Origin of the sequence: Micromonospora sp. NPDC093243 (assembly GCF_044753725.1) — a bacterium.
Classification (GTDB): Bacteria; Actinomycetota; Actinomycetes; order Mycobacteriales; family Micromonosporaceae; genus Micromonospora.
Genome location: NZ_JBIVNT010000002.1, coordinates 543,831 through 565,931 on the forward strand (window position 1 = coordinate 543,831; position 22,101 = coordinate 565,931).

21 protein-coding genes are annotated in these 22,101 nt (G+C 72.8%); 13 read left to right on the forward strand and 8 right to left on the reverse strand.

All coding sequences use genetic code 11. From position 1 onward, the window contains the following. Positions 1-47: 47 nt before the first annotated feature. A complete protein-coding gene (locus tag ACIP9D_RS07315) occupies positions 48-1,127 on the reverse strand; it encodes a hypothetical protein (protein ID WP_350867912.1) in 1,080 nt (359 codons plus the stop codon). 150 nt (positions 1,128-1,277) lie between these two features. On the opposite strand from ACIP9D_RS07315, the gene ACIP9D_RS07320 reads away from it, so the two are divergent. Continuing rightward, positions 1,278-2,084 carry a TIGR03089 family protein gene (locus ACIP9D_RS07320; RefSeq protein ID WP_350867910.1) on the forward strand — a complete coding sequence of 269 codons (807 nt, stop codon included), beginning with the start codon at positions 1,278-1,280 and terminating at the stop codon, positions 2,082-2,084. Positions 2,085-2,284: 200 nt separating this feature from the next. Beyond that, positions 2,285-3,244 carry a zinc metalloprotease gene (locus ACIP9D_RS07325; RefSeq protein WP_350867908.1) on the forward strand — a complete coding sequence of 320 codons (960 nt, stop codon included), beginning with the start codon at positions 2,285-2,287 and terminating at the stop codon, positions 3,242-3,244. Positions 3,245-3,316: 72 nt separating this feature from the next. Here the strand turns inward: ACIP9D_RS07325 and ACIP9D_RS07330 are convergent, their stop codons facing one another. Then, a complete protein-coding gene (locus ACIP9D_RS07330) occupies positions 3,317-4,996 on the reverse strand; it encodes a DNA repair helicase XPB (protein ID WP_350867906.1) in 1,680 nt (559 codons plus the stop codon). A gap of 179 nt (positions 4,997-5,175) precedes the next feature. Between ACIP9D_RS07330 and ACIP9D_RS07335 the strand changes: the two genes are divergently transcribed. Together ACIP9D_RS07335 and ACIP9D_RS07340 are read left to right on the forward strand one after the other, a co-directional pair. After that, positions 5,176-6,057, forward strand: coding sequence for a L,D-transpeptidase family protein (locus tag ACIP9D_RS07335; RefSeq protein ID WP_350867905.1), 882 nt, complete (start codon positions 5,176-5,178; stop codon positions 6,055-6,057). A gap of 92 nt (positions 6,058-6,149) precedes the next feature. After that, positions 6,150-6,386, forward strand: a complete 237-nt coding sequence (locus ACIP9D_RS07340) for a hypothetical protein (protein WP_350867903.1) — start codon at positions 6,150-6,152, stop codon at positions 6,384-6,386. Between the two features lie 44 nt (positions 6,387-6,430). Here the strand turns inward: ACIP9D_RS07340 and ACIP9D_RS07345 are convergent, their stop codons facing one another. Continuing rightward, on the reverse strand, positions 6,431-8,905 hold the full coding sequence (locus tag ACIP9D_RS07345; RefSeq protein WP_350867901.1) for a helicase-associated domain-containing protein: 2,475 nt from the start codon (positions 8,903-8,905) through the stop codon (positions 6,431-6,433). Positions 8,906-8,987: 82 nt separating this feature from the next. Here ACIP9D_RS07345 and ACIP9D_RS07350 point away from each other — a divergent pair, with 82 nt between their 5' ends. Together ACIP9D_RS07350 and ACIP9D_RS07355 are read left to right on the forward strand one after the other, a co-directional pair. Next, the gene (locus tag ACIP9D_RS07350) at positions 8,988-9,611 is read left to right on the forward strand and encodes an HAD hydrolase-like protein (protein ID WP_350867899.1); all 624 of its coding nucleotides are present in this window, start codon (positions 8,988-8,990) and stop codon (positions 9,609-9,611) included. Positions 9,612-9,639: 28 nt separating this feature from the next. Beyond that, positions 9,640-10,026 carry a cold shock domain-containing protein gene (locus tag ACIP9D_RS07355; RefSeq protein WP_350867898.1) on the forward strand — a complete coding sequence of 129 codons (387 nt, stop codon included), beginning with the start codon at positions 9,640-9,642 and terminating at the stop codon, positions 10,024-10,026. Here the strand turns inward: ACIP9D_RS07355 and ACIP9D_RS07360 are convergent. Then, complete coding sequence (locus ACIP9D_RS07360) at positions 9,987-10,817, reverse strand: 1,4-dihydroxy-6-naphthoate synthase (RefSeq protein WP_350867896.1); 831 nt, start codon at positions 10,815-10,817, stop codon at positions 9,987-9,989. The two genes, ACIP9D_RS07355 and ACIP9D_RS07360, sit on opposite strands and share 40 nt — an antisense overlap. Before the next feature lie 985 nt (positions 10,818-11,802). Here ACIP9D_RS07360 and ACIP9D_RS07365 point away from each other — a divergent pair. Beyond that, a complete protein-coding gene (locus ACIP9D_RS07365; protein WP_400449506.1) occupies positions 11,803-12,843 on the forward strand; it encodes a GNAT family N-acetyltransferase in 1,041 nt (346 codons plus the stop codon). On the opposite strand, the gene ACIP9D_RS07370 is transcribed toward ACIP9D_RS07365, so the two are convergent. Both ACIP9D_RS07370 and ACIP9D_RS07375 read right to left on the reverse strand, forming a co-directional pair. Further along, positions 12,793-13,443, reverse strand: a complete 651-nt coding sequence (locus tag ACIP9D_RS07370; protein WP_350867892.1) for a futalosine hydrolase — start codon at positions 13,441-13,443, stop codon at positions 12,793-12,795. The two genes, ACIP9D_RS07365 and ACIP9D_RS07370, sit on opposite strands and share 51 nt — an antisense overlap. Continuing rightward, a complete protein-coding gene (locus ACIP9D_RS07375) occupies positions 13,440-15,053 on the reverse strand; it encodes an MFS transporter (protein WP_350867891.1) in 1,614 nt (537 codons plus the stop codon). The genes ACIP9D_RS07370 and ACIP9D_RS07375 overlap by 4 nt, the downstream gene beginning before the upstream one ends. An 87-nt stretch (positions 15,054-15,140) precedes the next feature. Here ACIP9D_RS07375 and ACIP9D_RS07380 point away from each other — a divergent pair, with 87 nt between their 5' ends. Further along, complete coding sequence (locus ACIP9D_RS07380) at positions 15,141-15,980, forward strand: DUF3027 domain-containing protein (RefSeq protein ID WP_350867889.1); 840 nt, start codon at positions 15,141-15,143, stop codon at positions 15,978-15,980. Between the two features lie 21 nt (positions 15,981-16,001). Here ACIP9D_RS07380 and ACIP9D_RS07385 read toward each other — a convergent pair whose 3' ends face one another. After that, positions 16,002-16,253 (reverse strand): DUF2530 domain-containing protein, encoded by a 252-nt coding sequence (locus tag ACIP9D_RS07385; RefSeq protein WP_350867888.1) that lies wholly within the window; start codon positions 16,251-16,253, stop codon positions 16,002-16,004. Between the two features lie 88 nt (positions 16,254-16,341). Between ACIP9D_RS07385 and ACIP9D_RS07390 the strand changes: the two genes are divergently transcribed. From ACIP9D_RS07390 to thpR, 5 genes are all read left to right on the forward strand, one after another. Continuing rightward, complete coding sequence (locus ACIP9D_RS07390; RefSeq protein WP_350867886.1) at positions 16,342-17,823, forward strand: NCS2 family permease; 1,482 nt, start codon at positions 16,342-16,344, stop codon at positions 17,821-17,823. A gap of 115 nt (positions 17,824-17,938) precedes the next feature. Further along, entirely contained in the window at positions 17,939-18,388 is a 450-nt protein-coding gene (locus tag ACIP9D_RS07395) for a MarR family transcriptional regulator (RefSeq protein ID WP_350867884.1), read from the forward strand. Positions 18,389-18,460: 72 nt separating this feature from the next. Then, positions 18,461-19,744, forward strand: coding sequence for an MFS transporter (locus tag ACIP9D_RS07400; protein ID WP_350867882.1), 1,284 nt, complete (start codon positions 18,461-18,463; stop codon positions 19,742-19,744). 121 nt (positions 19,745-19,865) lie between these two features. Next, positions 19,866-20,375 (forward strand): hypothetical protein, encoded by a 510-nt coding sequence (locus ACIP9D_RS07405; RefSeq protein ID WP_350867880.1) that lies wholly within the window; start codon positions 19,866-19,868, stop codon positions 20,373-20,375. Between the two features lie 12 nt (positions 20,376-20,387). Continuing rightward, on the forward strand, positions 20,388-20,966 hold the full coding sequence (gene thpR, locus ACIP9D_RS07410; RefSeq protein WP_350867878.1) for an RNA 2',3'-cyclic phosphodiesterase: 579 nt from the start codon (positions 20,388-20,390) through the stop codon (positions 20,964-20,966). Between the two features lie 72 nt (positions 20,967-21,038). On the opposite strand, the gene ACIP9D_RS07415 is transcribed toward thpR, so the two are convergent. Beyond that, on the reverse strand, positions 21,039-22,025 hold the full coding sequence (locus ACIP9D_RS07415) for an aldo/keto reductase (protein ID WP_350867876.1): 987 nt from the start codon (positions 22,023-22,025) through the stop codon (positions 21,039-21,041). Positions 22,026-22,101 lie beyond the last annotated feature (76 nt).

The following is a 22,101-nucleotide window of genomic DNA, read 5'->3' on the forward strand; positions in this document are numbered from 1 at the left end:
CTCCGTAAGGTCATGCCCGGACGGAGGCTGACACCCGTGGGGGAGCATCAGCTTGCGGGGACGTGAACAGTCGGCGAAGCGCGGCGCAGCCGCCACCAGGCGCCACCGATCAGGGCGAACGTGACCACGCTGACCGCGATGTCGCCGGTCAACGCCGCCGCCGCAGACGCCGGCGCGTACGGCGGCACGAGGTACGCGAACGCGGCGGCGGAGACCACGCTGGCCGAGCCGGCCGCGAGCACGTGCCGCTGCCCCCAGCCGGCGCGCCCGGACCAGCGCACGATCAGCCCCCCGACGACGGCGGCGACCGCCAGCGCGATGCCCACCCCCACCCACCCGGGCGCCAGGGCGGTGCCGAGGTGGGCGACCAGCACCAGCAGTGCCACCAGGATCGGGCGCGGTGCCCGGGCGGTACGCGGAGCTGCCAGCGATCGCCAGCGGGGCAGCAGGGCCGCGCCGACGAGGACGAGGATCACTGCGACGGCGAAGGCCAGCTGGAGCGGGCTGGCCAGGAAGCCCTTCCGGCCACTCTCGTCGGAGAAGATCAGAAGGCTGCCGGCCAGCCAGAGCAGCGTGACCACCACCAGGCCCGGCCGGCCCAGCCACGGCCGCAGCCGCCGGCCCGCCCCGAGGTACGACTCGACGATCGCGATCGGCGCGCAGATGGTCAGCATGATGTGGTTGCCGACGTAGTCGAACGCCTGCCGGAGGCTGAATCCGAGCCCGGGCACCAGCGTCGCCGCTGCGGTCGCCTGGGCCTCGGCGTACTCCGTGTCGTCCAGGTAGTCGGGGTTGAACAGCGACTGGTCGACCAGGCCGGCCTGGACCACGCCGAACGCGGCGGCGAGCAGCACGATCACCGGCCAACCGCCGCCGAGGTGCCGGGCGGTCTCCCGGATCAGGATCGCCGCTCCGCCGTACATCGGGCCGAGGAAGACCACCACCGGGAGAAAGTCGTCGAGGGTGAAGCCGCCCCACGAACACTCGGCGGCCCACGGGGCGAGCACCAGCAGCGCAAGGACCGGTACGAGCCGGCGCCGCACGGGTAGCCGGCCGGCGCTGGGCTGTTCGACGGTCGCGGAGCTGGCACGGTGGTGTTCTGCGGCGGGGCGGTGCTCCTGCGGCATGGGCGCTCCTCGGCGGTGCGGGGGTCACCTCGGATCCTGGCCACGCCATCCGGCCAGCCGATACCGTCCTCGGCCCACCGGCCGGTGACCAAAGTCGATCGTTGCGCCGATGGGTAGGCTGACCGCGAAGTCGTCCCGGGGAGCGTGGAGATGCAACCGACCATCGCGACCGACCTGCCGGCCCCGCTCAGCGGCCCGCCGGCGATCCACACCGACCACGCACTACGCGCCGACGGGCCGGCCGCGGACGCCGACCGCCCGTTGCTCACCTACCGCGACGACGCGACGGGTGAGCGGGTCGACCTCACCGCCAGCCAGCTCGGCGGCTGGGCGGCCGGTGCCGCCAGCCTGCTGCGCGACGGCTGCCGGCTCGGCCCGGGCAGCCGGGTCGCGGTGCTGCTGCCGCCGCACTGGCGCACCGCCGCGGTGCTGCTGGGCGCGTGGGCGGTCGGGATGGCGGTGTCGTTCCGGCCCCGGGCCACCGCCGGCCTGCCGGTCCTCGAACCCGGCGGCGACCTGCCGTACGACGCGGTCTTCGTGACCCCGGAACGCCTCGACGACTGGCTGGAGGACGTGCCCGACGGCACCCACCGCTACCTCGTCGGCACCGGGCCCGCCCCGATCGCCGATGTGCCGGTGGGCTGGCTCGACTGGTCGGCCGAGGTGCTCCGGCACGGCGACGCCCCGCCCGACCACACCACCATCCACCCGTCGGACCCGGCCAGCGCGGACGGCACCACCTACGGCGAGTGGGGCGCGATCGCCCAGGGCATCGCCGAGATGCTGGACCTGCGCGCCGGCGACCGGCTGCTGGTCGACGCCGCCGAGCACGAGCAGCCGCTGAAGTGGCTGCTCGCCCCGCTCTCCGCCGGCGCGTCCGTGGTGGTGTGCGCCAACCTCGACCCGTCCCGCCGCGACGCGATCGCCACCGCCGAACAGGTCACCCGGATCCTGTAGCCAGTTGGCTCCCGCCCGTCCGGGCGCCTTGCCAACAGCGCTCCTCGGCCCCGCTTCGTTACATCGAAATCAGTGCTGTCAGCAGGTCTTTTGTCGACGCCACCGACGTGGTCTTATACCGGGCAGACGACGTCATTGGCCCTGGTCATGGCAACCCCGCGTCGATTCCGCACCGCTTCCATTCCCTGAAAGGTGCACCGATGCACAGGAGACCTATCTACCGACTGGCAGTCCTCACCGCCACCGCCGCGACGTTGCTGGCGTCCGGTGGCGCCTACGGCGCGGTGGCGGCAGCACACCTGACCGTCTCCCCGGGTGTCGAGGCGTGTGAGCCGGGTGCCGACGAGCACAGCGTGGCGCGGGTCGCCGAGGGCGCCACCGCGAAAGAGCCGGAGCTGTACTCCAAGAACGAGGCGAACGCCTACGGCGTGATCAAGGATTCGCCGCGCCTGCCCAACGGCAGCGTCACCGTGCCCACGATCTTCCACATGGTCTCCGACCACCCGCTCAGCGCGGCGGAGACGACCAGGTGGAACACCCTGATCGCGGCGCAGATGACGGTGCTCAACGACTCGTTCGCGGGCCGTACGGCGGCGAACGCCTCCGACACGCCGTTCCGGTTCTCGCTCGTCGACACCACGTGGACGGTGAACAGCGACTGGTACACCGTCGTGCCGGGCAAGAACGAGCGGAACATGAAGCAGGCGCTGTACACCGGCGACGCCCGCACCCTGAACGTGTACGCGGCCAACATCGGCGGCGGGCTCCTCGGCTGGGCGTACTTCCCGAAGGGTTACAACAACGGCCGGGACTACATCGACGGCGTGGTGATGCTCGACGAGTCCATGCCGGGCGGAACGGCGGGCAAGTACGCCCTGGGCGACACGCTGACGCACGAGGTCGGGCACTGGCTGATGCTGGAGCACACCTTCGCGCACGGCTGCTCCGCTTCCGGCGACTTCGTCGCGGACACTCCGCGGGAGGCGGCGCCGCAGTTCGACTGCCCGGTGGGCGCGGACACCTGCACCGCGCCCGGGCTTGACCCGATCCACAACTTCATGGACTACACGCAGGACTCCTGCATGAACATGTTCACCGCGGGACAGGCGGACCGGATGAGCGACGCCTGGGTCGCGTTCCGAGCCGGTGGCGGCAAGTAAACAGGCACTGCCGGGTTGACGGGCCGCGCTCAGCGGCCCGTCAACCCGTTCCAGGCCCAGGCTCGCGTAGCGCTAGTCGACGGTCGGGAGCTTCGGGCCGAGGACGTCGTCGGCGTCCACGATGGTGTACGCGTACCCCTGCTCGGCCAGGAACCGCTGCCGGTGCGCCGCGTACTCCGTGTCGATCGTGTCCCGGGACACGACCGTGTAGAAGTGCGCCTGCCGCCCGTCGGCCTTCGGGCGGAGCACCCGGCCCAGCCGCTGCGCCTCCTCCTGCCGCGACCCGAACGTCCCCGACACCTGGATCGCCACCGCGGCCTCGGGCAGGTCGATGGAGAAGTTGCCGACCTTCGAGATGACCAGCGTGCGCAGGTCCCCTGAGCGGAACGCGTCGAACAGCCGCTCCCGCTCCTTGTTGGTGGTCGAGCCCTGCACGATCGGCGCATCCAGGTACTCGCCGAGCTGGTGCAACTGGTCGATGTACGCGCCGATCACCAGTACCTGGTCGTCCTTGTGCCGGTCGACCAGCGCCTTCACCACGGGCAGCTTCGTCCGGGCGGTCGCCGCCATCCGGTAGCGCTCCTCGGCCTCGGCCGTCGCGTACGCCATCCGCTCCGCGTCGGTCAGGGTGACCCGGACCTCGGTGCACTCGGCCGGGGCGATCCAGCCCTGCGACTCGATGTCCTTCCACGGCGCGTCGTACCGCTTGGGGCCGATCAGGCTGAACACGTCGCCCTCCCGGCCGTCCTCGCGGACCAGGGTCGCGGTGAGGCCGAGCCGGCGGCGGGCCTGCAGGTCCGCGGTGAACCGGAAGATCGGCGCGGGCAGCAGGTGCACCTCGTCGTAGATGACCAGGCCCCAGTCGCGGGCGCCGAAGAGGTCCAGGTGGGTGAAGGCGCCGCCGCGCCGCGAGGTGAGCACCTGGTACGTGGCGATGGTGACCGGACGGATTTCCTTGCGCTCGCCCGAGTACTCGCCGATCTCCTCCTCGGTCAGCGAGGTGCGCGCGACCAGTTCCCGCTTCCACTGCCGGCCGGCCACCGTGTTGGTGACCAGGATCAGCGTGGTCGCCTTGGCCTCGGCCATCGCGGCCGCGCCGACCAGCGTCTTGCCGGCGCCGCAGGGGAGCACCACCACGCCCGACCCGCCGGCCCAGAACGTCTCCACCGCCTCCCGCTGGTACGACCGCAGCGTCCACGGCTTGCGGCCGTCCTTGCCGGCCTCGGCCAGCTCGATCGGGTGCGCCTCGCCGTCCACGTAGCCGGCCAGGTCCTCGGCCGGCCAGCCGAGCTTGAGCAGCGCCTGCTTGAGTCGGCCCCGCTCGGACGGGTGCACCGCGATGGTGTCGTCGTCGATCCGCGCGCCGAGCATGCCGGCGAGCTTCTTGCTCTTGGCGACCTCGACCAGCACCACCCGGTCGAACGCTCGCAGCACCAGCCCGTGCACCGGGTCGTTGGCGAGCTGGAGCCGGCCGTACCGGTCCATCGTCTCGGCCACGTCCACCAGCAACGCGTGCGGGACCGGGTAGCGGGAGAACTTGATCAGCGCGTCGACGACGCTCTCGGCGTCGTGCCCCGCGGCCCGGGCGTTCCAGAGCCCGAGCGGGGTCAGCCGGTAGGTGTGCACGTGCTCCGGAGAGCGCTCCAGCTCCGCGAAGGGCGCGATGGCCATCCGGCAGGCCTGCGCGTCGGGGTGGTCGATCTCCAGCAGCAGGGTCTTGTCCGACTGCACGATCAGTGGTCCACCGCTCACGCCAGCGTCCTCTCCTCGGGGTTGCCGCCAGTCGGTTACCCGCTACGGCGAGTGACCGGCCGCAGGCCGACCATCCAGTGTTGCACGCGGCGGGAGGCCCGAAGAAAGATGCTCACCCGATGCAACCGGTCTGGCACTTATAAACGTCTACGAAGGGGACGGTTCTGCAGGGAGGGCTCATGAAGCGCGTTCGACTCACTTCCCGGCTGGTCGCCCTGGTGGTGGTCACGCTGGTCGGCGCCGGCGCGTGCGCGCTCGACCCGTCGACCGGCGGGAGTGGTGGCGGGGGAGCCGCCCCGGCCGGGGCGGCGGAACAGACATCGGGGGCGAGCGCAGCGCCCGGTACCGACCAGCGTGACCAGCCCGCGACGACGGCGCCGAAGCCGACCGCGTCCCGAACGACCCCGCCGAAGCCCAGGCCGTCGCCGACCCGCACCGCCCCGAAGCCGGCGACCAGCACCACCCCGGCCGGCTGCCCGCAGGGCGAGCAGCAGCGCGCGGTGGAGACCTACCTGGCCCAGCTGGGCGGGTTCGGCGCGGTGACCGTCGACGGCCGGCAGTCCGCCGCCGACTGCGCCGCGATCAAGAAGTTCCAGCAGCGGTACGACATCCGTCCGGCCGCCGGTCGCGCCGGCCCGACGACGTACGACGTGGCGAAGCGGCTCGCCACCACCGACACCAGCCGGTGCCGGGCCGGCTCGGGCACCACGTTCTGCATCGACCTGACCCGGCAGACCACCTGGGTGATGCGCAACGGCAAGGTGCTCGTGAAGCCCACGGTGACCCGGACGGGGATGTCCGGCTACCGGACGCCGGCCGGCACCTTCACGATCAACTACCGCAACATCAAGGAGTGGTCCAACCCGTACGAGGTCTGGCTGCCCTACTGGCAGCACTTCACCCAGGGCATGGGCTTCCACGAGACCACCACCTACCTGCACAACAAGTCGATCGGCTCGCACGGCTGCGTCAACCTGCTGCACCGCGACGCGGTCCGCTACTGGGAGCTGGGCAAGGTCGGCAGTCGGGTCGTTCTGATCGGGCGACGCCCCGGCACCTGAGCCGCCCGAATCCGGGATTTATCCCCTGTCACTTCCGCCCCGCCGGTGCCACGCTGGACGTCTGGCGTCGCACCGGCGGGGAGGGGCGGAAGATGACGGTCGATCGTGACGTGGTCCCCGAACACGACCGGGCGCCGGCCGGCGAGGTCTCCACCGCCACCCTGGTCGCGTACGCGGTCGCCGGCGTGGTGCTCCTCGGCTGGTTCCTCTTCGGCTGGCTGGTGCTCCGGCAGGGCTTCGTCAACTCCGTCGGCGAGACGGCCGGCGCCGGCTCCGCGCTGTTGCTGGTGATCTCGGTCGTCGGCACGGTCCGCCGCAGCCGCCGCTGACCGGCCGACCTCGGTCGTACCGGGTCGACCGCAGCACGTCCGGGTCAGTCGGCGAGCACCGCCGCGGTGATCCGGTGCAACGCGAAGGTGTGCAGCATCTCCGTCCGCTCGTCCTCGGCCCGCAGGTAGCCGGCGCCGATCGAGACCGGCTTGACCAGCCGGGACGCGGTCGCCCCGTGCGCGTCGACGTAGCCGACCCAGACCAGCGCCTTGTCCCGTACCGCCTGCTGCAGCACCGCGAGGGCGTCGGTGTGGCTGTGCGTCGGCGTCGGGCCGGTGACCCCCCGGACGCCGCCGCGCACCACCGCCGGGGCCCGCCGGGCCGCCCGGGCCGCGGCGTCCCCTCGCCGGATCTGCTCCACCACCCCGAGCAGCCGCGGCATCGGCAGCTTCGGCGCGACCAGCGGGTCGAGGGTCCGAGTGGCCACCGACACCCGGGCGGGTGCCCGTCGGGTCTTCGGGCGGGAGAGCACCGCCGCGCCGCTGGCGTCCTCGGGCACCGGGGCGTAACCGGCGTCGCGCAGCGCGCCGAGCAGCCGCCCCACCTGGTACGGGGTGATCAGCACGGTGGGCGCCAGCCGACGCATGGCCAGCGACTCCAGCCGCCGGTCGGCGAAGACCTCGCTGAGCAGCGCCTCGTCGTCGCTGCGCAGGTACGCCCCGGCGGCGCCGCCGCGCAGCCCCCCGTGCTTGCGGGCCACGTCGTCCACCAGGTAGGTGAGCGACTGCGGTATCGGGGTGCGGGAGCGCCGACGGAAGACCGCGTGCAGGTCGTCCGCGGTGTAGCCGGCGTCCAGCGCCCGGCGCACGCTCGCCGGGCTCACCCGGTAGACGCTGGCACCGCCCGCCGACTCCTGCTCGGCCACCGCGTCCAGCTCGCCGGCGAGCGTCGGGTCCGGCGGGCCGGGCACCACCACGGTCAGGTCGGCCTGCACCAGGAAGTGGTCGACCGGGGCGGGCAGCAGCGCGTCCAGCGCCCGTACCGCGGTCGACGGCTCCTCGCTGTCGGCCTCGGCGCGCACCCCGAGTGGGTCGTCCGCGCCGTGCTCGTCCGTGTCGGCCAGCAGTAGCCGCCCGTACGAGGTCAGCGCCCCCAGCCCGGTGACGCCGAGCTGAGCGGCCTCGGCGAGCACCTCCCGGTGCGCGTTCTCCCGGCCCCGGCTGCGCCGGGGTGCCCGCCAGTCGAGCAGCTCCAGCACCTCGTCGGGCGTGGGGGCGGTCGCCGGCTCCAGGTCGGCGAGGACGCCGAGCACCGCCCGCCGGGCGGCCGGCGCGCCGGCCCGCTCCGCCTCGGCGGAGTGCACAGTGATCGGCCGATCCCGGTCGTCGCGCTGGCCGATCAGCCCCACCTGCCGGGTCATGGTCAGCCAGGCGCGGGCCAGTTGCTCCCAGCGCTGGGCCAGTGAGGCGGCCCGCCACACCTCGTAGCCGCCCGTCGGCAGCACCTGCTGATCGGCCCCGTAGCGGGTGGTGGTGGCGCCGGGCAGCTCGAGTTCACCGGTCAGCCCGGCCGCGTACGCCACCTCGAGCAGCAGGGCGGCGTTCGGCTCGTCCAGCCCGGCGGCGCGGGCCAGCCGGCGCAGGTCGCGTACCCCGATGCCGCCGGAGCGGAGCACCGGGGCCGGCTCGGCGGCGAGCTGCTCCAGCAGCGCCTCGGTGTGGCGTACCACCTCCATGGTCTGGCCGGCGCCGGCCGAGTCGACGGCCTTCGGCTCTCTCGGCGTGGCGGCGACCGGCGGTGGGCTGGTCCGCAGCGGGCCGAGCGGTCCGCTGTCCCGGCGCAGCAGCAGCCCGATCTCCCGAGGCAGCTCCACCGTGCCGCCCACCCCCGCCCGGCCAGTGGAGATCGAGACCAGCAGCCGGTTGTCCACCAGCCAGCGCACCGGCGACCCGGTCGGCGCGCCGCCGTTGGTCGGGTCCGGCGGCAGCGCGTCCTCCGCCCCGAGCGGCGGCGCCTGCAACGCGCCCGGTGGCACGCTGCCCACCGGCGGTCCGGCCGCGAGTCGGTCCAGGATCGCCCGGGCGGAGGGCGGCGCGGCGAGCAGGGTCCGGCGCAGCTTCGCCGGGTCCGCGCAGAGCGCGGCCGTGCGTGGGTCCAGCTCCGCGGCCGGTCGGCCGAGCCCCGCAGGGTACGGCGCCACCTCGTCGACGCTCGGCACCACGGTGAGGGCGCTCTCCGGGCCGTACAGCAGGAAGAGTGCCCCCAGTCGGTTGACCGCGCGGCGGACGGCGGCCGGCTCGGGTGGCCGGGGACCGGCCGCCGCCATCGCGAGCACGGCTTCGGTCGAGGTGGTGCCGTCCGTCGGGTCGCCGGTCAGCCGGGCGGCGTCGAGGATCAGAAGGGTGAACTGGTCCAGCCCGTCCAGCGCCCGGGCCACCGAGACCCGGGACTGCGCCCGGATGGCGAGGGCGGAGATGTCGGACGGCACGGGTACGACGAGGTCCGGCCGCAGCTGGAGGAGGGCGGCCAGCGACTCGTCGGGCAGCGACCGCAGGTGGTCGGCGAGTGAGGTGGTCATCGTCGTTCCACGCTAGCCCGGTCCGGGGTGGTCCCGCCCCTCGGACGTCCGGCTGGCTGGGTGGGGCCGGTAGGTTCTTCGCATGCTCCCTCTGACGGTCGGGTTCGACCTCGACATGACGTTGGTCGACTCGCGCCCCGGCATCGCCGCCGCCTTCCGGGCGCTCACCGCGCAGACCGGTGTGCCGGTGGACGCGGACGCGGCGGTGTCCCGGCTCGGGCCGCCGCTGCGCACGGAGATCGCCCGGTGGTTCCCGCCGGAGCAGGTCGAGTCGGCGGTGCGGCTCTACCGGGAGCTCTACCCCGCGTACGCGATCACCCCGACCGTCCCACTGCCCGGCGCCCGGGAGGCGATCGAGGCGATCCGCGACCGGGGCGGCCGGGTGCTGGTGGTCACCTCCAAGCTCGGCCGGCTGGCCCGGCTGCACCTGGAGCACCTGGGGCTGGTGGTGGACGAGCTGGCTGGTGACCTTTTCGCCGAGGAGAAGGCGACCGCGCTGCGGCAGCACGGCGCGACCCATTACGTCGGGGATCACGTGGCCGACATGGTGGCCGCCGCGGCGGCGGGGGTGCCGGGCATCGCGGTGACGACCGGCCCGTGCTCGGCCGAGGAGCTGCGCGAGGCCGGTGCCGAGGTGGTGCTGGACGATCTCACCGGATTCCCGGCGGCGCTCGACGGCATGATCCAGCTAGCCTTGGGGCAGTAGACGTCTCAAGCGAAGCAGGGGTTCTCAGGTGCCTACGGGTCGAGTGAAGTGGTACGACGCGACCAAGGGATACGGGTTCGTCACCAGTGACGAGGGTGGCGACGTGTTCCTGCCGAAGGGCGCGCTACCGGCGGGTGTCACCGACCTCAAGGGTGGTCAGCGGGTCGATTTCAGCGTGGTGGACAGCCGCCGGGGCGCGCAGGCCATGGGGGTCAAGCTGTTGGAGGCGCCGCCGTCGGTGGCCGAGCTGCGCCGCCGGCCGGCGGAGGAGCTGCACGGCCTGGTGGAAGACATGATCAAGGTGCTGGAGGCGAAGGTCCAGCCGGACCTGCGCCGGGGCCGCTTCCCGGACCGGAAGACGTCGCAGAAAATCGCTCAGCTGGTCCACGCGGTGGCGCGTGAGCTGGAGGTCTGAGGCACCAGCCCGGCGTCGGCGGCTCGGCCGAGCAGCGCCTCCACGGCGGCGAATCCCGCGTCCCCCAGGTCGGCGGTGAATTCGTTGACGTAGAGGCCGATGTGCTGGTCGACGACGTCGGGCTCCATCTCCTGGGAGTGCGCGAGCACGTAGTCACGGCTGGCGGCCGGGTCGGCCCAGGCCTGCCGCACGGATTCCCGGATCCACTCGGCGGCGGCCTTCGGGTCGACCACGCCGCGCCGGGCGAGGATCGCGCCGAGGGGGATGGGCAGCCCGGTGTCGGCCTCCCACCACTCGCCGAGGTCGACCAGGGCGGTCAGGCCGTGCCGGTGGTAGGTGAACCGGGCCTCGTGGATGACCAGACCAGCGTCGTAGCGGCCGGCGGCCACGCCGGGCATGATCTCGTGGAACGGCACCACCTCGATCCGCGCCGGCGGGTGGCCTGCCGCCCAGAGCCGGAAGAGCAGGTACGCGGTGGTCCGGTCACCGGGTACGGCGACGGTCGCCCCGGAGAGTTCGGTGCGGTCGCCGCGGGTGAGCACCAGCGGCCCGCAGCCGCGACCGAGCGCCCCGCCGCACGGCAGCAGGTGATACTTGTCCAGTAGCCACGGCAGCGCCGCGTAACTCACCTTGACCAGGTCGAACTCCCCGCGCTCGGCAGCGGTGTTTGTCACGTCCACGTCGGCGTAGGTCACCTCGACCGGCGGTGCGCCGGAAACCCGGCCGTGCACCAGGGCGTCGAAGACGAACGTGTCGTTGGGGCAGGGCGAGATCGCCAGGGAGAGCGCCACGCCCCCACCGTAGCCCCGCCCCCTCAGGCCGGCCCTCTGCGGGCCCCTGCCACTGTGACCCGGCACCCCCCGTTCCCCGGGAGCCCCCCGACACCCGCGGCGCGCAGGTGCTCGACGCCGCCGCTCGGCGTCTGGCTCGGCTGCTCGGGGCTGTCCCTCGGTCGCTGTCGAACTGCTCCAGATATGAACATCCCCGTGCCGAAGGCCCCCCGCCACATCGGCCGCCCTCGTCGGTGGTTGTGGTCGGTGTTCGTCATCGGCCACTGGTCGTCGCCGCAGGTGCTCGGTGGCCGGTCCTCGGCGGCGGTCGGGCGTTGTCGGTCGGGCGGCGTCGGCGGGCGTCGGTGGTGGTGGTCGGCGGTGGCCGTGGCCGTGGCCGTGGTGGTGGTCGGTGGTCGGCGGCGTTTTCGGGCGTTGTCGGTCGGGCGGCGTTGGTGGGCGGCGGTGGCGGTGGCCGTGGTGGTGGTGGTCGGCGGCGGTGGCCGTGGCCGTGGCCGTGGCGGTGGGGTCGGTGGTCGGGTGGCAGTCGAGCGTTGTCGGTCGAGCGGCGTTGGTGAGCGTCGGTGGTGGTCGGCGGTCGGTGGCGGGCGTTGTTGGTTGCGCGGCGTTGGTTGGGCGGCGTTGGTGGGGGTCGCTCGTCGGGCGTTGGTCGGTGGTCGGTGGTCGGTGATCGTCGGTGTCGGTGATCGTCGGTGTCGGTGATCGTCGGTGTCGGTGATCGTCGGTGTCGGTGTCGGTGTCGGTGGTCGGTGGTTGGGTTCGTCGGTGGTCGGTGGTCGGTGGTCGGTGGTCGGGCGTTGGTGGCGGCGGCGGCCGTCGGTGGTTGGTCATTGCTGGTCGGTGACCGTCGGCGGTTGGTGACCGACGGGTGGCGGCGGTAGCGCTGGCGGGGGTGGGGGGTCGAGGGGGTGGGGTCCGTCGGAGGCCGGCGGTGGGCCGCGGTTCATATCTGGAGCAGTTCGACAGCTCGCGTAGACCACATCGGATGGTCGTCGGGGGACTCTCGCGGTGGGTTGTCACCGGGCTACCGCGAGCGGTTGTCCACAGGTTTTCCACAGGCGTGGCGGGGGTATTGAAGTTGGCTGCGCGGCCTGTAGACCATGGGGCCGTGACGGAGATTGGTGGTCTTGTCGACGTGGCGGTGACGCTTCGGGCGCTGCGACGACAGGCCGATCTGAGCCAGCGCGAGCTGGCAGAACGCGCGGGGGTGCCCAGAAGCACTCTGGCCCGGATCGAGACGGGCCAGGGTTCCGAGCCTGGGTTTCGGACCGTGGAGCGACTGATTCGCGCGGCGGGTGGCGAGTTGGCGATCGGGGGCCCGACCCACGCGCCGCTGAGCGCGGTGCCCGGTGTGCCCCATGAGGGACGGCGGGACGAGGGCGGTCGCCGCTACCCGCCGCACCTGGACGTCCGCGAGGTGCGGAGGCTGACCGACTGGCCGGGTGCCTGGTGGGCGCACTGGTACACGCTTCCGCCCGAGCGGTGGCCGCTGCGGGTTCCGGAGGTCACCTACGACCGTGACCGGCGGCGTCGTGACGAGCGCCGCTGGCGGGAACGGGTCCGACGCCAGGTGCGGGTGCGTCGGGTGACCGATGAGCTGCCGGAGAGTTCGTGGTGCTTTCTCGCCGAACTGCCTGGCGACGCGGTGGTCGGTGAGCTGCGGGCGCACGAACGGAGCGAGGATCTGCTCCTCGGTGACGACCTGGGCGACCAGCGCGAGATGATCCTGGACGGTGTGGTCGTGGCCCCCGAGCTGCGGCTGCTGGGGATTGGACGGCGGCTGGTAGCGCGGCTCTCCGAGGAGATGGGGCGGGCTGGGATCCGGACGGCACGAGCCTTCGCCCAGTTCGGCGACGTCAGGTTCCTGCTGGCCTGCGGATTCCAGCTGGAGGCGAGCCGGCCCGAGGCGTTGCGGTTGGACCGGCGTGACCCCGAGGAGGGACCCGACACCGGGGCGGGCCGGGAACGGCCGGGGTCAGCCGAGGGCGGGGGCGGCCTCGGTCAGGGCGACGAGGGCCTCGCGTAGGCGCCAGGCGTCGCGGTCGCGGGGGCCGATCGGGTTGGAGATGGTGCGCAGCTCGGCGAAGGGCAGCCCGGCCTGGGCGGCGGCCACCGCCACCCCGTACCCCTCCATGGCCTCGGCCACGGCGTCCGGGTGACGCCGGCTCAACGCCTCGGCGCTGGCGGCGGTGCCGGTCACCGTGGTGACCGTGAGCACCGGCCCGACGGTGGCCGCCGGCAGCGCGGCACGGAGCGCGGCCAGCAGCTCCGGATCGGCGGTGACGGTGCTGCCGCCGCCCAGCAGCGCCGGCGGCATGCCGAGCGCGTCGATCGGGATGAAACCCTCCGGGGACTCGGCGCCGAGGTCCGCGGCGATGCTCGCGGTGCCCAGCACGGTGCCACCCACCGCGACCCGAGCGGTGAAGCCGCCGGCCACCCCGGCGCTGACCACCGCGCGGTAGGGCCGGCCGGCCGCCTCGGCCAGCGCCAGCAGCCGGGCGGTGGCCGCACCCGCGACCGCCGGTCCCACCCCGACCGGGGCAACCGTCACCGTGGGATCGGCGAGGCCGGCCCGGACCGCGTCCGCCTCGGCCGGCACCGCCGTGACCACCAGCAGGGCGCTCACGAGAGCGGTCCGTGCGGTTCCCGCCGGTTCTCCTCGTCGCTGCCGCCCGGCCCGCCGACGGCCGAGGACGGGCGGTAGATGTGGTAGCCGGGCGGGGCGAGCCCGGGCTCGTAGCCCGCGGCGCCGTTCGCCGCCGGGGCCGGTGAGGTCGGGCTCGGGTCGTCGGCCTTCGTCGCCGTGCCGTCCGGCTCGTCGGCGGGCTCCTCGGCCAGCTCGTCGTCGCCGAGCGGCCGGCCGGCCAGGCGCTGACCACGCAGCCGGCTGGCGACCAGCACGCCCCGGATGGCGGCGAGCACACCGACCCCGGCGGCGACCGCGATGCCCGTCCGACCGTCGAACGGGACCAGCCCGAGCCCGCCACCGAGAACGAACGCGAGCATCAGCACCGTCTCGGAGTGGGCGAAGGAACTGGCCCGCAGGCGCTCCGGGATCCGCTCCTGGATCGAGGCGTCGACGGCCAGCTTGGCCACCCCGCTCAGCATCGCGGTGACCAGGCAGAACAGCGCCACCATTGGCAGCGAGAACTTCAGCACGGCGAGCACCGCCACACCGGCGACGATGACCATGCTGCTGGACTGGATCGCGGTGGGCCGGTGGATCCGCAGCCGGGTGCCGACCGCGGTGGCGAGGAAGGTACCCACCGCCAGCGCGCCGCCGACCAGCCCCAGCGCGGCCTCGTCGCTCAGCTCCCGGCCGAACACGACCGTGGTCAGGTCGCCCTTCTTGATGGCAAAGGCGAGGAAGAGCAGCAGGAAGCCGTAGATCGCGCGCAGCGTGGCCGAGCCGATCAGGGTGGCGATCACCAAGCGGCCCGCCGGTCGGCCCCGGCCCAGTGGACGGTCACCGGAGCGCCGGCCGAGCGCCCGCAGCGCACGCGGCACCCGTTCCGGCGGTTCCGAGTCGGCCTTCGGTGGTAGCCGCAGCGCGATGACCATGCCGACCAGGAAGATCACCGAGGCGACCCGGAGCGGCCACTGCGGTCCGAACCAGAACGCGGCCAGCCCGATCGGGGCGACCAGCGCGCCGGCCACGGTGCCGTAGACGCTCGCCCTCGCGCCGACCTGAGAGAGGCCCAGCCCCTCCGGAAGCAGCCGCGGTACCGCGGCCGAGCGGGCCACCCCGTACGCCCGGGAGAGCGCCAGCACCCCGAACGCCGCCGGATAGAGCCCGAAGCCGTGGATGTAGTCGGAGATCAGCCAGGCCAGGAACGCCCGGCCGAGCATGGTGGCCGCCAGCGCGTAGCGGCGGCCGTGCCGGAAGTGGTCGAGCAGCGGCCCGACCACCGGCGCGAGCATGGCGAACGGCACCATCGTCACCAGCAGGTAGAGCGCGACCTTGCTGCGCGCCTCGCCGAGCGGCACGTTGAAGAAGATCGTCCCGGCCAGGCCGATGGCGATCAGAGTGTCCCCGGCACAGGAGACCGCGTGCAGGTCGAAGAGGCGAACCATGCCGACCTCGCCGCCGGCACCCCTGGCGCGGGCCCGGCCCGCCCGGCGGGTCACCCAGCGCCCGCTGCCGACCGAGCCGCGGAACAGCAGCCGGAGTGCGCGGATGCCGGTGCCGACGGTCCGCCCGAGGACGGACCGGTCAGGGCGGGAGGACAGCGGCATGTGCACCATCCTCGCCCATTCGATCCCGGTGCGCCGCACCACTTGCGCAGAACGTGACCGGGGAGTCCCTGTCACCCCGCCGTAAGCATGGGGAACAATGGTCGGGTGACCAGGCCCGCCTCCACCCGCGCCGCCCGCCTCGACCAGGTCTGCGCTGACGCCGTCGAGGTGGCCCGCGCCGCCATCACCGAGGTGGATCCCGACGATGTCGGTGAACACCTCCAGGCAGTGGCCGAGGGCGACCGACTCGTCACCCACTACTTCGAGTGTCGGCTCGCCGGCTACCGCGGCTGGCGCTGGGCGGTCACCGTCACCCGGGTACCGCGCAGCCGCCAGGTCACCGTCTGCGAGACGGTCCTGCTGCCCGGCGCCGACGCGATGCTCGCCCCCGGCTGGCTGCCCTGGCAGGAGCGCCTCAAGCCGGGTGACCTCGGCCCCGGCGACCTGCTGCCCACGCCGCCCGACGACGAGCGGCTGGTCCCCGGCTACCTGCTCTCCGACGACCCGGCGGTCGAGGAGACGGCCTGGGAGTTCGGCCTGGGTCGGGCCCGGGTGCTCTCCCGCGAGGGGCGCTCCGAGGCGGCCCAGCGCTGGTACGACGGCGACCACGGTCCCGCCGCCCCGATCTCCGCCGCCGCCCCGGCCTCGGCCCGCTGCGGCACCTGCGGCTTCTACCTGCCGCTGGCCGGCGCCATGCGGCAGGCCTTCGGCGCCTGCGGCAACTTCTACGCCCCCGACGACGGCCGGGTGGTGAGCGCCGACCACGGGTGCGGCGCGCACTCGGAGACCCTCATCGAGGCGGCCGAGACGTCCGTCGAGGAGATGCCGACCGTCTACGACGACAGCGCGGTGGAGGCCATGTCGGTCAGCCGGGCTCCCGGGTCGGTCGAGGCGGCCGAGCCGGCGGAGCCGTACGGCCACCCCTGACCGGTCGAGCCGGCGCGCGGGTCAGTTGGCCGCGGCGCGCCGACGGCGACGGTTGGCGTCGTGTCGCAGCATGACCGCCAGCCCGGGGAACCCCCAGAGGAAGCCGGCCAGGCAGATCCAGAGCCAGTTCTGGTGATCGTGGTCGGTCAGCCAGCCGCGGAAGAAGATCAGGAGCACCAGCCCGACGAGCGCCCAGCCGGCCATTCCGGCGAGCGCGAACGGCACCATCGGTGGGTCGAGCGGCTCCGGCCGCGGTGGCTGCTCGTTCGGCACCGGGCAAGCGTACGCGATCGGCTTCCCCTGCACGCCACTGATCTGGGACGATGCGCGCGACGTCCGGAAGATCACCTGCGAGGACCTGATGGTTGTAACGCCGCCCCCCGACAACGGCACCCCACCCGACCCCGCTCATCCGCGTAACGGATTCGATCGCTTCTTCGAGATCTCCGCCCGTGGCTCGACGATGAGCCGCGAGGTACGCGGTGGCCTGGCGACCTTCTTCACGATGGCCTACATCGTGGTGCTGAACCCGCTCATCCTCGGTAGTGCCGTCGACGGTGACGGCAAGACCCTCCCGATACCGGCGATCGCCGCGGCGACCGCCCTGGTCGCCGGCGTGATGACCATCCTGATGGGCGTGGTGGGCCGGTTCCCGCTGGCGCTCGCCGCCGGCCTCGGCGTCAACGCGCTGGTCGCGTACGAGATCGCACCGGAGATGACCTGGGCGGACGCCATGGGTCTGGTGGTGATCGAAGGTGTGATCATCGCGGTGCTGGTGCTGACCGGCCTGCGTACCGCGGTGTTCCGTTCGGTGCCGACCCAGCTGAAGACGGCGATCGGCGTCGGCATCGGTCTCTTCCTGACCATCATCGGCCTGGTCGACGCCGGTTTCGTCCGGCGGGTGCCGGACGTGGCGAACACGACGGTGCCGGTCGGGCTGGGCATCGGCGGCAAGCTGGTCAGCTGGCCGTTGCTGGTCTTCGTGGTCGGGCTGCTGCTGACCCTGGTGCTGGTGGTGCGCCGGGTCCGGGGCGCGATCCTGATCGGCATCCTCGCCTCGACCGTGCTGGCGGTCGTCGTCGAGGCGGTGGCGAACATCGGGCCGTCCGTGGTGAACGGTCAGCCCAACCCGAAGGGCTGGGCGCTGAACGTCCCGGAGCTGCCGAAGACGGTGGTGGACGTGCCCGACCTGTCGCTGCTCGGCAACTTCAACGTGCTGGACTCGTGGAGCCGGGCCGGCTGGCTGGTCGTGCTGATGTTCGTGTTCACGCTGCTGATCACGGACTTCTTCGACACCATGGGCACGATGGTCGCCGTCGGTCAGGAGGGCGGCATGCTCGACGAGCAGGGCACCCCGCCCCGGGCGAAGGAGATCCTGCTGGTCGACTCGATCGCCGCGGCGGCCGGCGGTGCGGCCAGCACCTCCAGCAACACGTCGTACATCGAGAGCGCCTCCGGTGTGGCGGAGGGCGCCCGGACCGGGGTGGCCAACCTGGTCACCGGCGCGCTCTTCCTGCTGGCGATGTTCCTGGCGCCGCTGGTGCTGGTGGTGCCGTTCGAGGCGGCCTCCACCGCGCTGGTGGTGGTCGGCTTCCTGATGATGACCGCGGTGCGGACCATCGACTGGTCCGACTACGAGATCGCCATCCCGGCGTTCCTCACCATCGTGCTGATGCCCTTCACCTACTCGATCTCGAACGGCATCGGCGCAGGTCTGATCACGTACGTCGTGGTAAAGGTGGCCAGGGGGAAGGCCCGGGAGGTGCACCCGCTGCTGTACGGGGTGGCCGCGCTGTTCGTGCTGTACTTCCTGCGTGGACCGATCGAGTCTCTGGTGCTCTGACGCGCGTCCGGGCGGGGGACAGAAGCGGATTCCTCGCCCGGACCAGCACAAACTTCCTCGTGAGCCTGGTCATATCGGATGTCGTTAGCCAGGCTCATTAGTTAAGCTAACTATTGTGACGGAGCGGACGGTGACGGCGAAACGCGTGCCACCGGCGCAGCTGGCTCCCCAGTTGCGTGATGCGATCACCCGACTCAACCGGCGGGTCCGCCAGGCCCGACCGGTCGGCGACCTCACGGTCACCCAGGTCTCCGCGCTCACCAGCCTGCGGCTGGCGGGTGCGCTGACGCCCCGGGAACTGGCCGATGTGGAACGGGTGCAGCCACCGACGATGACCAAGATCGTCGCGAAGTTGGAGGAGCGCGGCCTCGTGCAGCGCACCCCTCATCCGACCGACGGACGACAGGTCATCCTCGCGGCGACCGAAGGAGGGCAGGCCGTGCTCGACCAGTTCGAGCGGGCCCGCGATGAGTGGCTGGCCCACCGGCTGGCCGCGCTCGACGAGGACGAACGGGAGACCCTGCACAGGGCCGCCGGGATTCTCCAGCAGCTCGCTCGCGCCTGAGCCGCGCCCGCGCCACCGGGCCGTGCCGTCACCTGTCGATGACGCGTACGTCCCGGAGGAGGCGCACCAAGAGTGCAGGCCAAGCTGAGCACGATGTTCCAGTCCCTACAGGTCCGCAACTACCGGCTCTTCGCATCCGGGCAGCTGATCAAGCTGATCGGCGTCTGGATGATGTTCATCGCCCAGGACTGGCTGGTCCTCGAGCTCTCCGACAACTCGGCCACCGCGCTCGGCGTGGTCACCGCGCTCCAGTTCACCCCGGTGCTGCTGCTCACCCTGCTCTCCGGGCGGCTCGCCGACCGCTACGACAAGCGGGTGCTGCTTTTCGTCGCCAACTCCCTCTGGACCGTGCTGGCGCTCGGCATGAGCCTGCTGGTCCTCACCGACCTGGTGCAGCTCTGGCACGTCTTCGCGTTCGCCGCCCTACTCGGCGTCGCCAACGCGGTGGAGACCCCGGTCCGGCAGGCGTTCGTCTCTGAACTCGTCGGGATGTCGCTGCTGCCGAACGCGCTCTCGCTGAACGCGGCCGTCTTCAACTCCGCCCGGATCGTCGGCCCGGCCGTCGCCGGTCTGGCCATCGCCGCCTTCGACGTCGGCCCGGTCTTCCTCTTCACCGCGCTCAGCTCGATCGCGCCGCTGGTCAACGTGGTCCGGATGCGCACCTCCGAGCTGCACCGCGAGGCCCTGCCGCCGCGGGACGAGCGGGCGTCGGCGAAGGTGATCGACGGGCTGCGGTACGTCTGGCGCCGCTCCGACCTGTTGCTGCCGATGGTGGTGATGTCGGTGATCGGCATGTCGCTCTTCAACTTCCAGCTCACCCTGGCCGCGCTGGCCAAGACGGTGTTCAACACCGGGGCGGCCTCGTTCGGCCTGTTCAGCACCGCGCTGGCGGTCGGCGCGCTCGGCGGTGCGCTCTCCGGCACCGGGCGTCGCAGCCGCCCGTCGGTCTGGCTGGTGCTCGGCGCGGCGATCGCCTGCGCCAGCTTCGGCACGCTGGTCGGCCTCGCGTCGACGTACTGGCTGGTGGTGACGCTGCTGGTGCCGACGGGGTTCTTCATGGTGTTCTTCGCCCAGGCCGCCAACCAGCGGGTCCAGCTCGGTGTGGACGCCGCCTTCCGGGGACGGGTGATGGCCCTGTGGGTGCTGGTGTTCCTGGGCACCAACCCGGTCGGCGCGCCGCTGATCGGCTGGGTGGCGGAGACCTTCGGCGCCGGTGCCAGCATCTGGATCGGCGGGCTCATCTCGCTGGCCACCGCACTGCTGGCGCTGACCTGGCAGCTGCGCCGCTCCGGCGCCCGGCTGCGGTTCCGGGTGCTGCCCATGCCCCGCTTCTACGTGACCTCCACCGACTGCTGAGTCGGCCGGGGCCCCTGGTACGGGGGCCCCGCCGGCCTGAGCCACGGAGTCCCGTTGGGCGGATGGCGCGGATGCCGCCAATCCGGTGGCGGAGCGGCACCATGAGGCTTAGCGTCGATGCGTGGGAGTCGGACGCGCGCTGCTGCTGGCCCTGGCGTTCCTCGCCGTGGCCAGTTTGCCGGCGGCCTTCGCCCTGCTCTTCTGCGCCGACGAGATCCTCGACCGGGTGGTCTGCGGCTACACGGAATGGCGGGACCGCCGCCGCGAGCGGCGCACCATCGCCAAGCTCGACCGGGCCATCGAGGCCGACGCGCTGACCCGCGACATCGACCTCTCCGAGTTCGACCGGGAGGACCGGCGGCCGTTGGGACAGCTCGCCGCCGACCTGCGCCGGCTGGGTAGCCAGCGGCTCGGTGGAACCGGCCGGTCGATGGTGTGGCACGGCGCCGTGCTCCAGGCGTACGACGACCGGCTCCGACGGGCCTGCCGGGCCCTCGGCATCACCGAGCACCTGAGCGAGCTATCCGGCGTCGACCAGGAGATCGAGCGGGTCCGGGTGGAGGGGCTGCTGCACGCCGCCGGGATGAGCCTGCCGGCCGCCCGGGCCGGTCACCACCAGCGGCACCGCTGATCGGCGTACGGGGTGCGGCTCTTCGTCGCGGTCTGCCCACCGGCGGAGGCGGTCGACCACCTGAGCGCCCAGATCGCGCGACTGCGGATCGGAGCGGCGGCCGCGGCCGGGATCAACGTCCGGCTCGCCGACCCGGCGCACGTCCACCTCACCGTCGCCTTCCTCGGCGATGTCGAGGAGGCGCGGCTGGTGGAGGTGGAGAGCGCGCTCGGGCTCGCCGCCGAGTGGTTCCGCGACGGCCGGGACGCCTCGCCCCGGCTGAGCCTCGGCGGCGGCGGCCGGTTCGGCCCGGACCGGTTCACCGTGCTCTGGGTGGACGTACGCGGCGAGATCGAGGCGCTGGCCACCCTGGCCCGGCTGGTCCGCTCCCGGCTGCGGCACGCCCGCCTGCCGCACGACGAGAAGCCGTTCCGCGCGCACCTGACCGTCGCCCGGCCCGGTGACCGGCTGGACCGCGTCGACATCGAGGCGGACCGGGCCACTCTGGACGGTTACCAAGGGCCGGAGTGGCCGGCGACCGAGCTGCTGCTGGTACGCAGTCACCTCGGTCCCCGGCCCCGCTACGACCGGCTCGCCGCCTGGCCGATCTGACCGGCGCGCGGATGGCCGGCAGCGCACCGGTTGGTCACCCGGCGCGCCCGGCCGCGACCGGCCGTCGGGCGGTCACCAGGCCCAGGCCTCCGGGCCCGCGCCACCCTTGCCGACCGGCGGGAAGAGCTCGTCCAGCCGGCCGAGGGTCGCCTCGTCGAGCTGGACGTCCAGCGCGCCGAGCGAACGGTCCAGCTGCTCGGCGGTGCGCGGGCCGATGATCGGCGCGGTGACCCCCGGCCGGGAGAGCAGCCACCCGAGCGCCACGTCGGCCGGGTCGTGACCGAGGTCGGCGCAGAGCTTCTCGTACGCCTCGATGGTCGCCCGGTGCTCGGCCAGCGTCTCGGCCGAGCGGCCGCTGGTGCCCCGCGCGGCGCTGCCCTCGGCCATCTTGCGCAGCAGCCCGGCGAGCAGCCCGCCGTGCAGCGGCGACCACGGGATGATGCCCAGCCCGTGGTGCTGCGCGGCCGGGATCACCTCCAGCTCGACGTGCCGGGTCATCAGGTTGTAGATGCACTGCTCGGAGACGAGGCCGAGGAAGTGCCGCTTCGCCGCCGCCTCCTGCGCCACCGAGATGTGCCAGCCGGCGAAGTTGGACGATCCGACGTAGAGCACCTTGCCCTGCGCGACCAGCGTCTCCATCGCCTGCCAGATCTCCTCCCAGGGGGTGCTCCGGGAGATGTGGTGCATCTGGTAGAGGTCGATGGTGTCGGTCTGCAGCCGGCGCAGCGAGGCCTCACAGGCCCGGATGATGTGCCGGGCGGAAAGGCCCTGTTCGTTGGGCCAGTCGCCCATCTTGCCGTAGACCTTGGTGGCCAGTACGACCTTGTCCCGGCGGCCGCCGCCCTGGGCGAACCACCGGCCGATGATCTGCTCGGTGATGCCCTCGCCGGTCTGCCAGCCGTAGACGTTGGCGGTGTCGAAGAAGTTGATCCCGTGCTCCAGCGCGCGATCCATGATCGCGAAACTGTCCGGTTCGCTGGTCTGCGGCCCGAAGTTCATCGTGCCGAGGCAGAGACGGCTGACCGACAGGCCGGTGCGGCCAAGATTCGTGTACTCCATGGACCCAGCCTGCCACCGTGGCACTTAGAGTGCCTCACGCCGGACGGGCGGCCGTTCAGCCACCCGCCCGACGCGT

Excerpts from the sequence above, each read along its gene's own strand:
- ACIP9D_RS07315 (WP_350867912.1), bottom strand. The coding sequence starts at position 1,127 with ATGCCGCAGGAGCACCGCCCCGCCGCAGAACACCACCGTGCCAGCTCC.
- ACIP9D_RS07320 (WP_350867910.1), top strand. The coding sequence starts at position 1,278 with ATGCAACCGACCATCGCGACCGACCTGCCGGCCCCGCTCAGCGGCCCG.
- ACIP9D_RS07325 (WP_350867908.1), top strand. The coding sequence starts at position 2,285 with ATGCACAGGAGACCTATCTACCGACTGGCAGTCCTCACCGCCACCGCC.
- ACIP9D_RS07335 (WP_350867905.1), top strand. The coding sequence starts at position 5,176 with ATGAAGCGCGTTCGACTCACTTCCCGGCTGGTCGCCCTGGTGGTGGTC.
- ACIP9D_RS07340 (WP_350867903.1), top strand. The coding sequence starts at position 6,150 with ATGACGGTCGATCGTGACGTGGTCCCCGAACACGACCGGGCGCCGGCC.
- ACIP9D_RS07345 (WP_350867901.1), bottom strand. The coding sequence starts at position 8,905 with ATGACCACCTCACTCGCCGACCACCTGCGGTCGCTGCCCGACGAGTCG.
- ACIP9D_RS07350 (WP_350867899.1), top strand. The coding sequence starts at position 8,988 with ATGCTCCCTCTGACGGTCGGGTTCGACCTCGACATGACGTTGGTCGAC.
- ACIP9D_RS07365 (WP_400449506.1), top strand. The coding sequence starts at position 11,803 with ATGGTCGTCGGGGGACTCTCGCGGTGGGTTGTCACCGGGCTACCGCGA.
- ACIP9D_RS07375 (WP_350867891.1), bottom strand. The coding sequence starts at position 15,053 with ATGCCGCTGTCCTCCCGCCCTGACCGGTCCGTCCTCGGGCGGACCGTC.
- ACIP9D_RS07380 (WP_350867889.1), top strand. The coding sequence starts at position 15,141 with ATGGGGAACAATGGTCGGGTGACCAGGCCCGCCTCCACCCGCGCCGCC.
- ACIP9D_RS07390 (WP_350867886.1), top strand. The coding sequence starts at position 16,342 with ATGGTTGTAACGCCGCCCCCCGACAACGGCACCCCACCCGACCCCGCT.
- ACIP9D_RS07415 (WP_350867876.1), bottom strand. The coding sequence starts at position 22,025 with ATGGAGTACACGAATCTTGGCCGCACCGGCCTGTCGGTCAGCCGTCTC.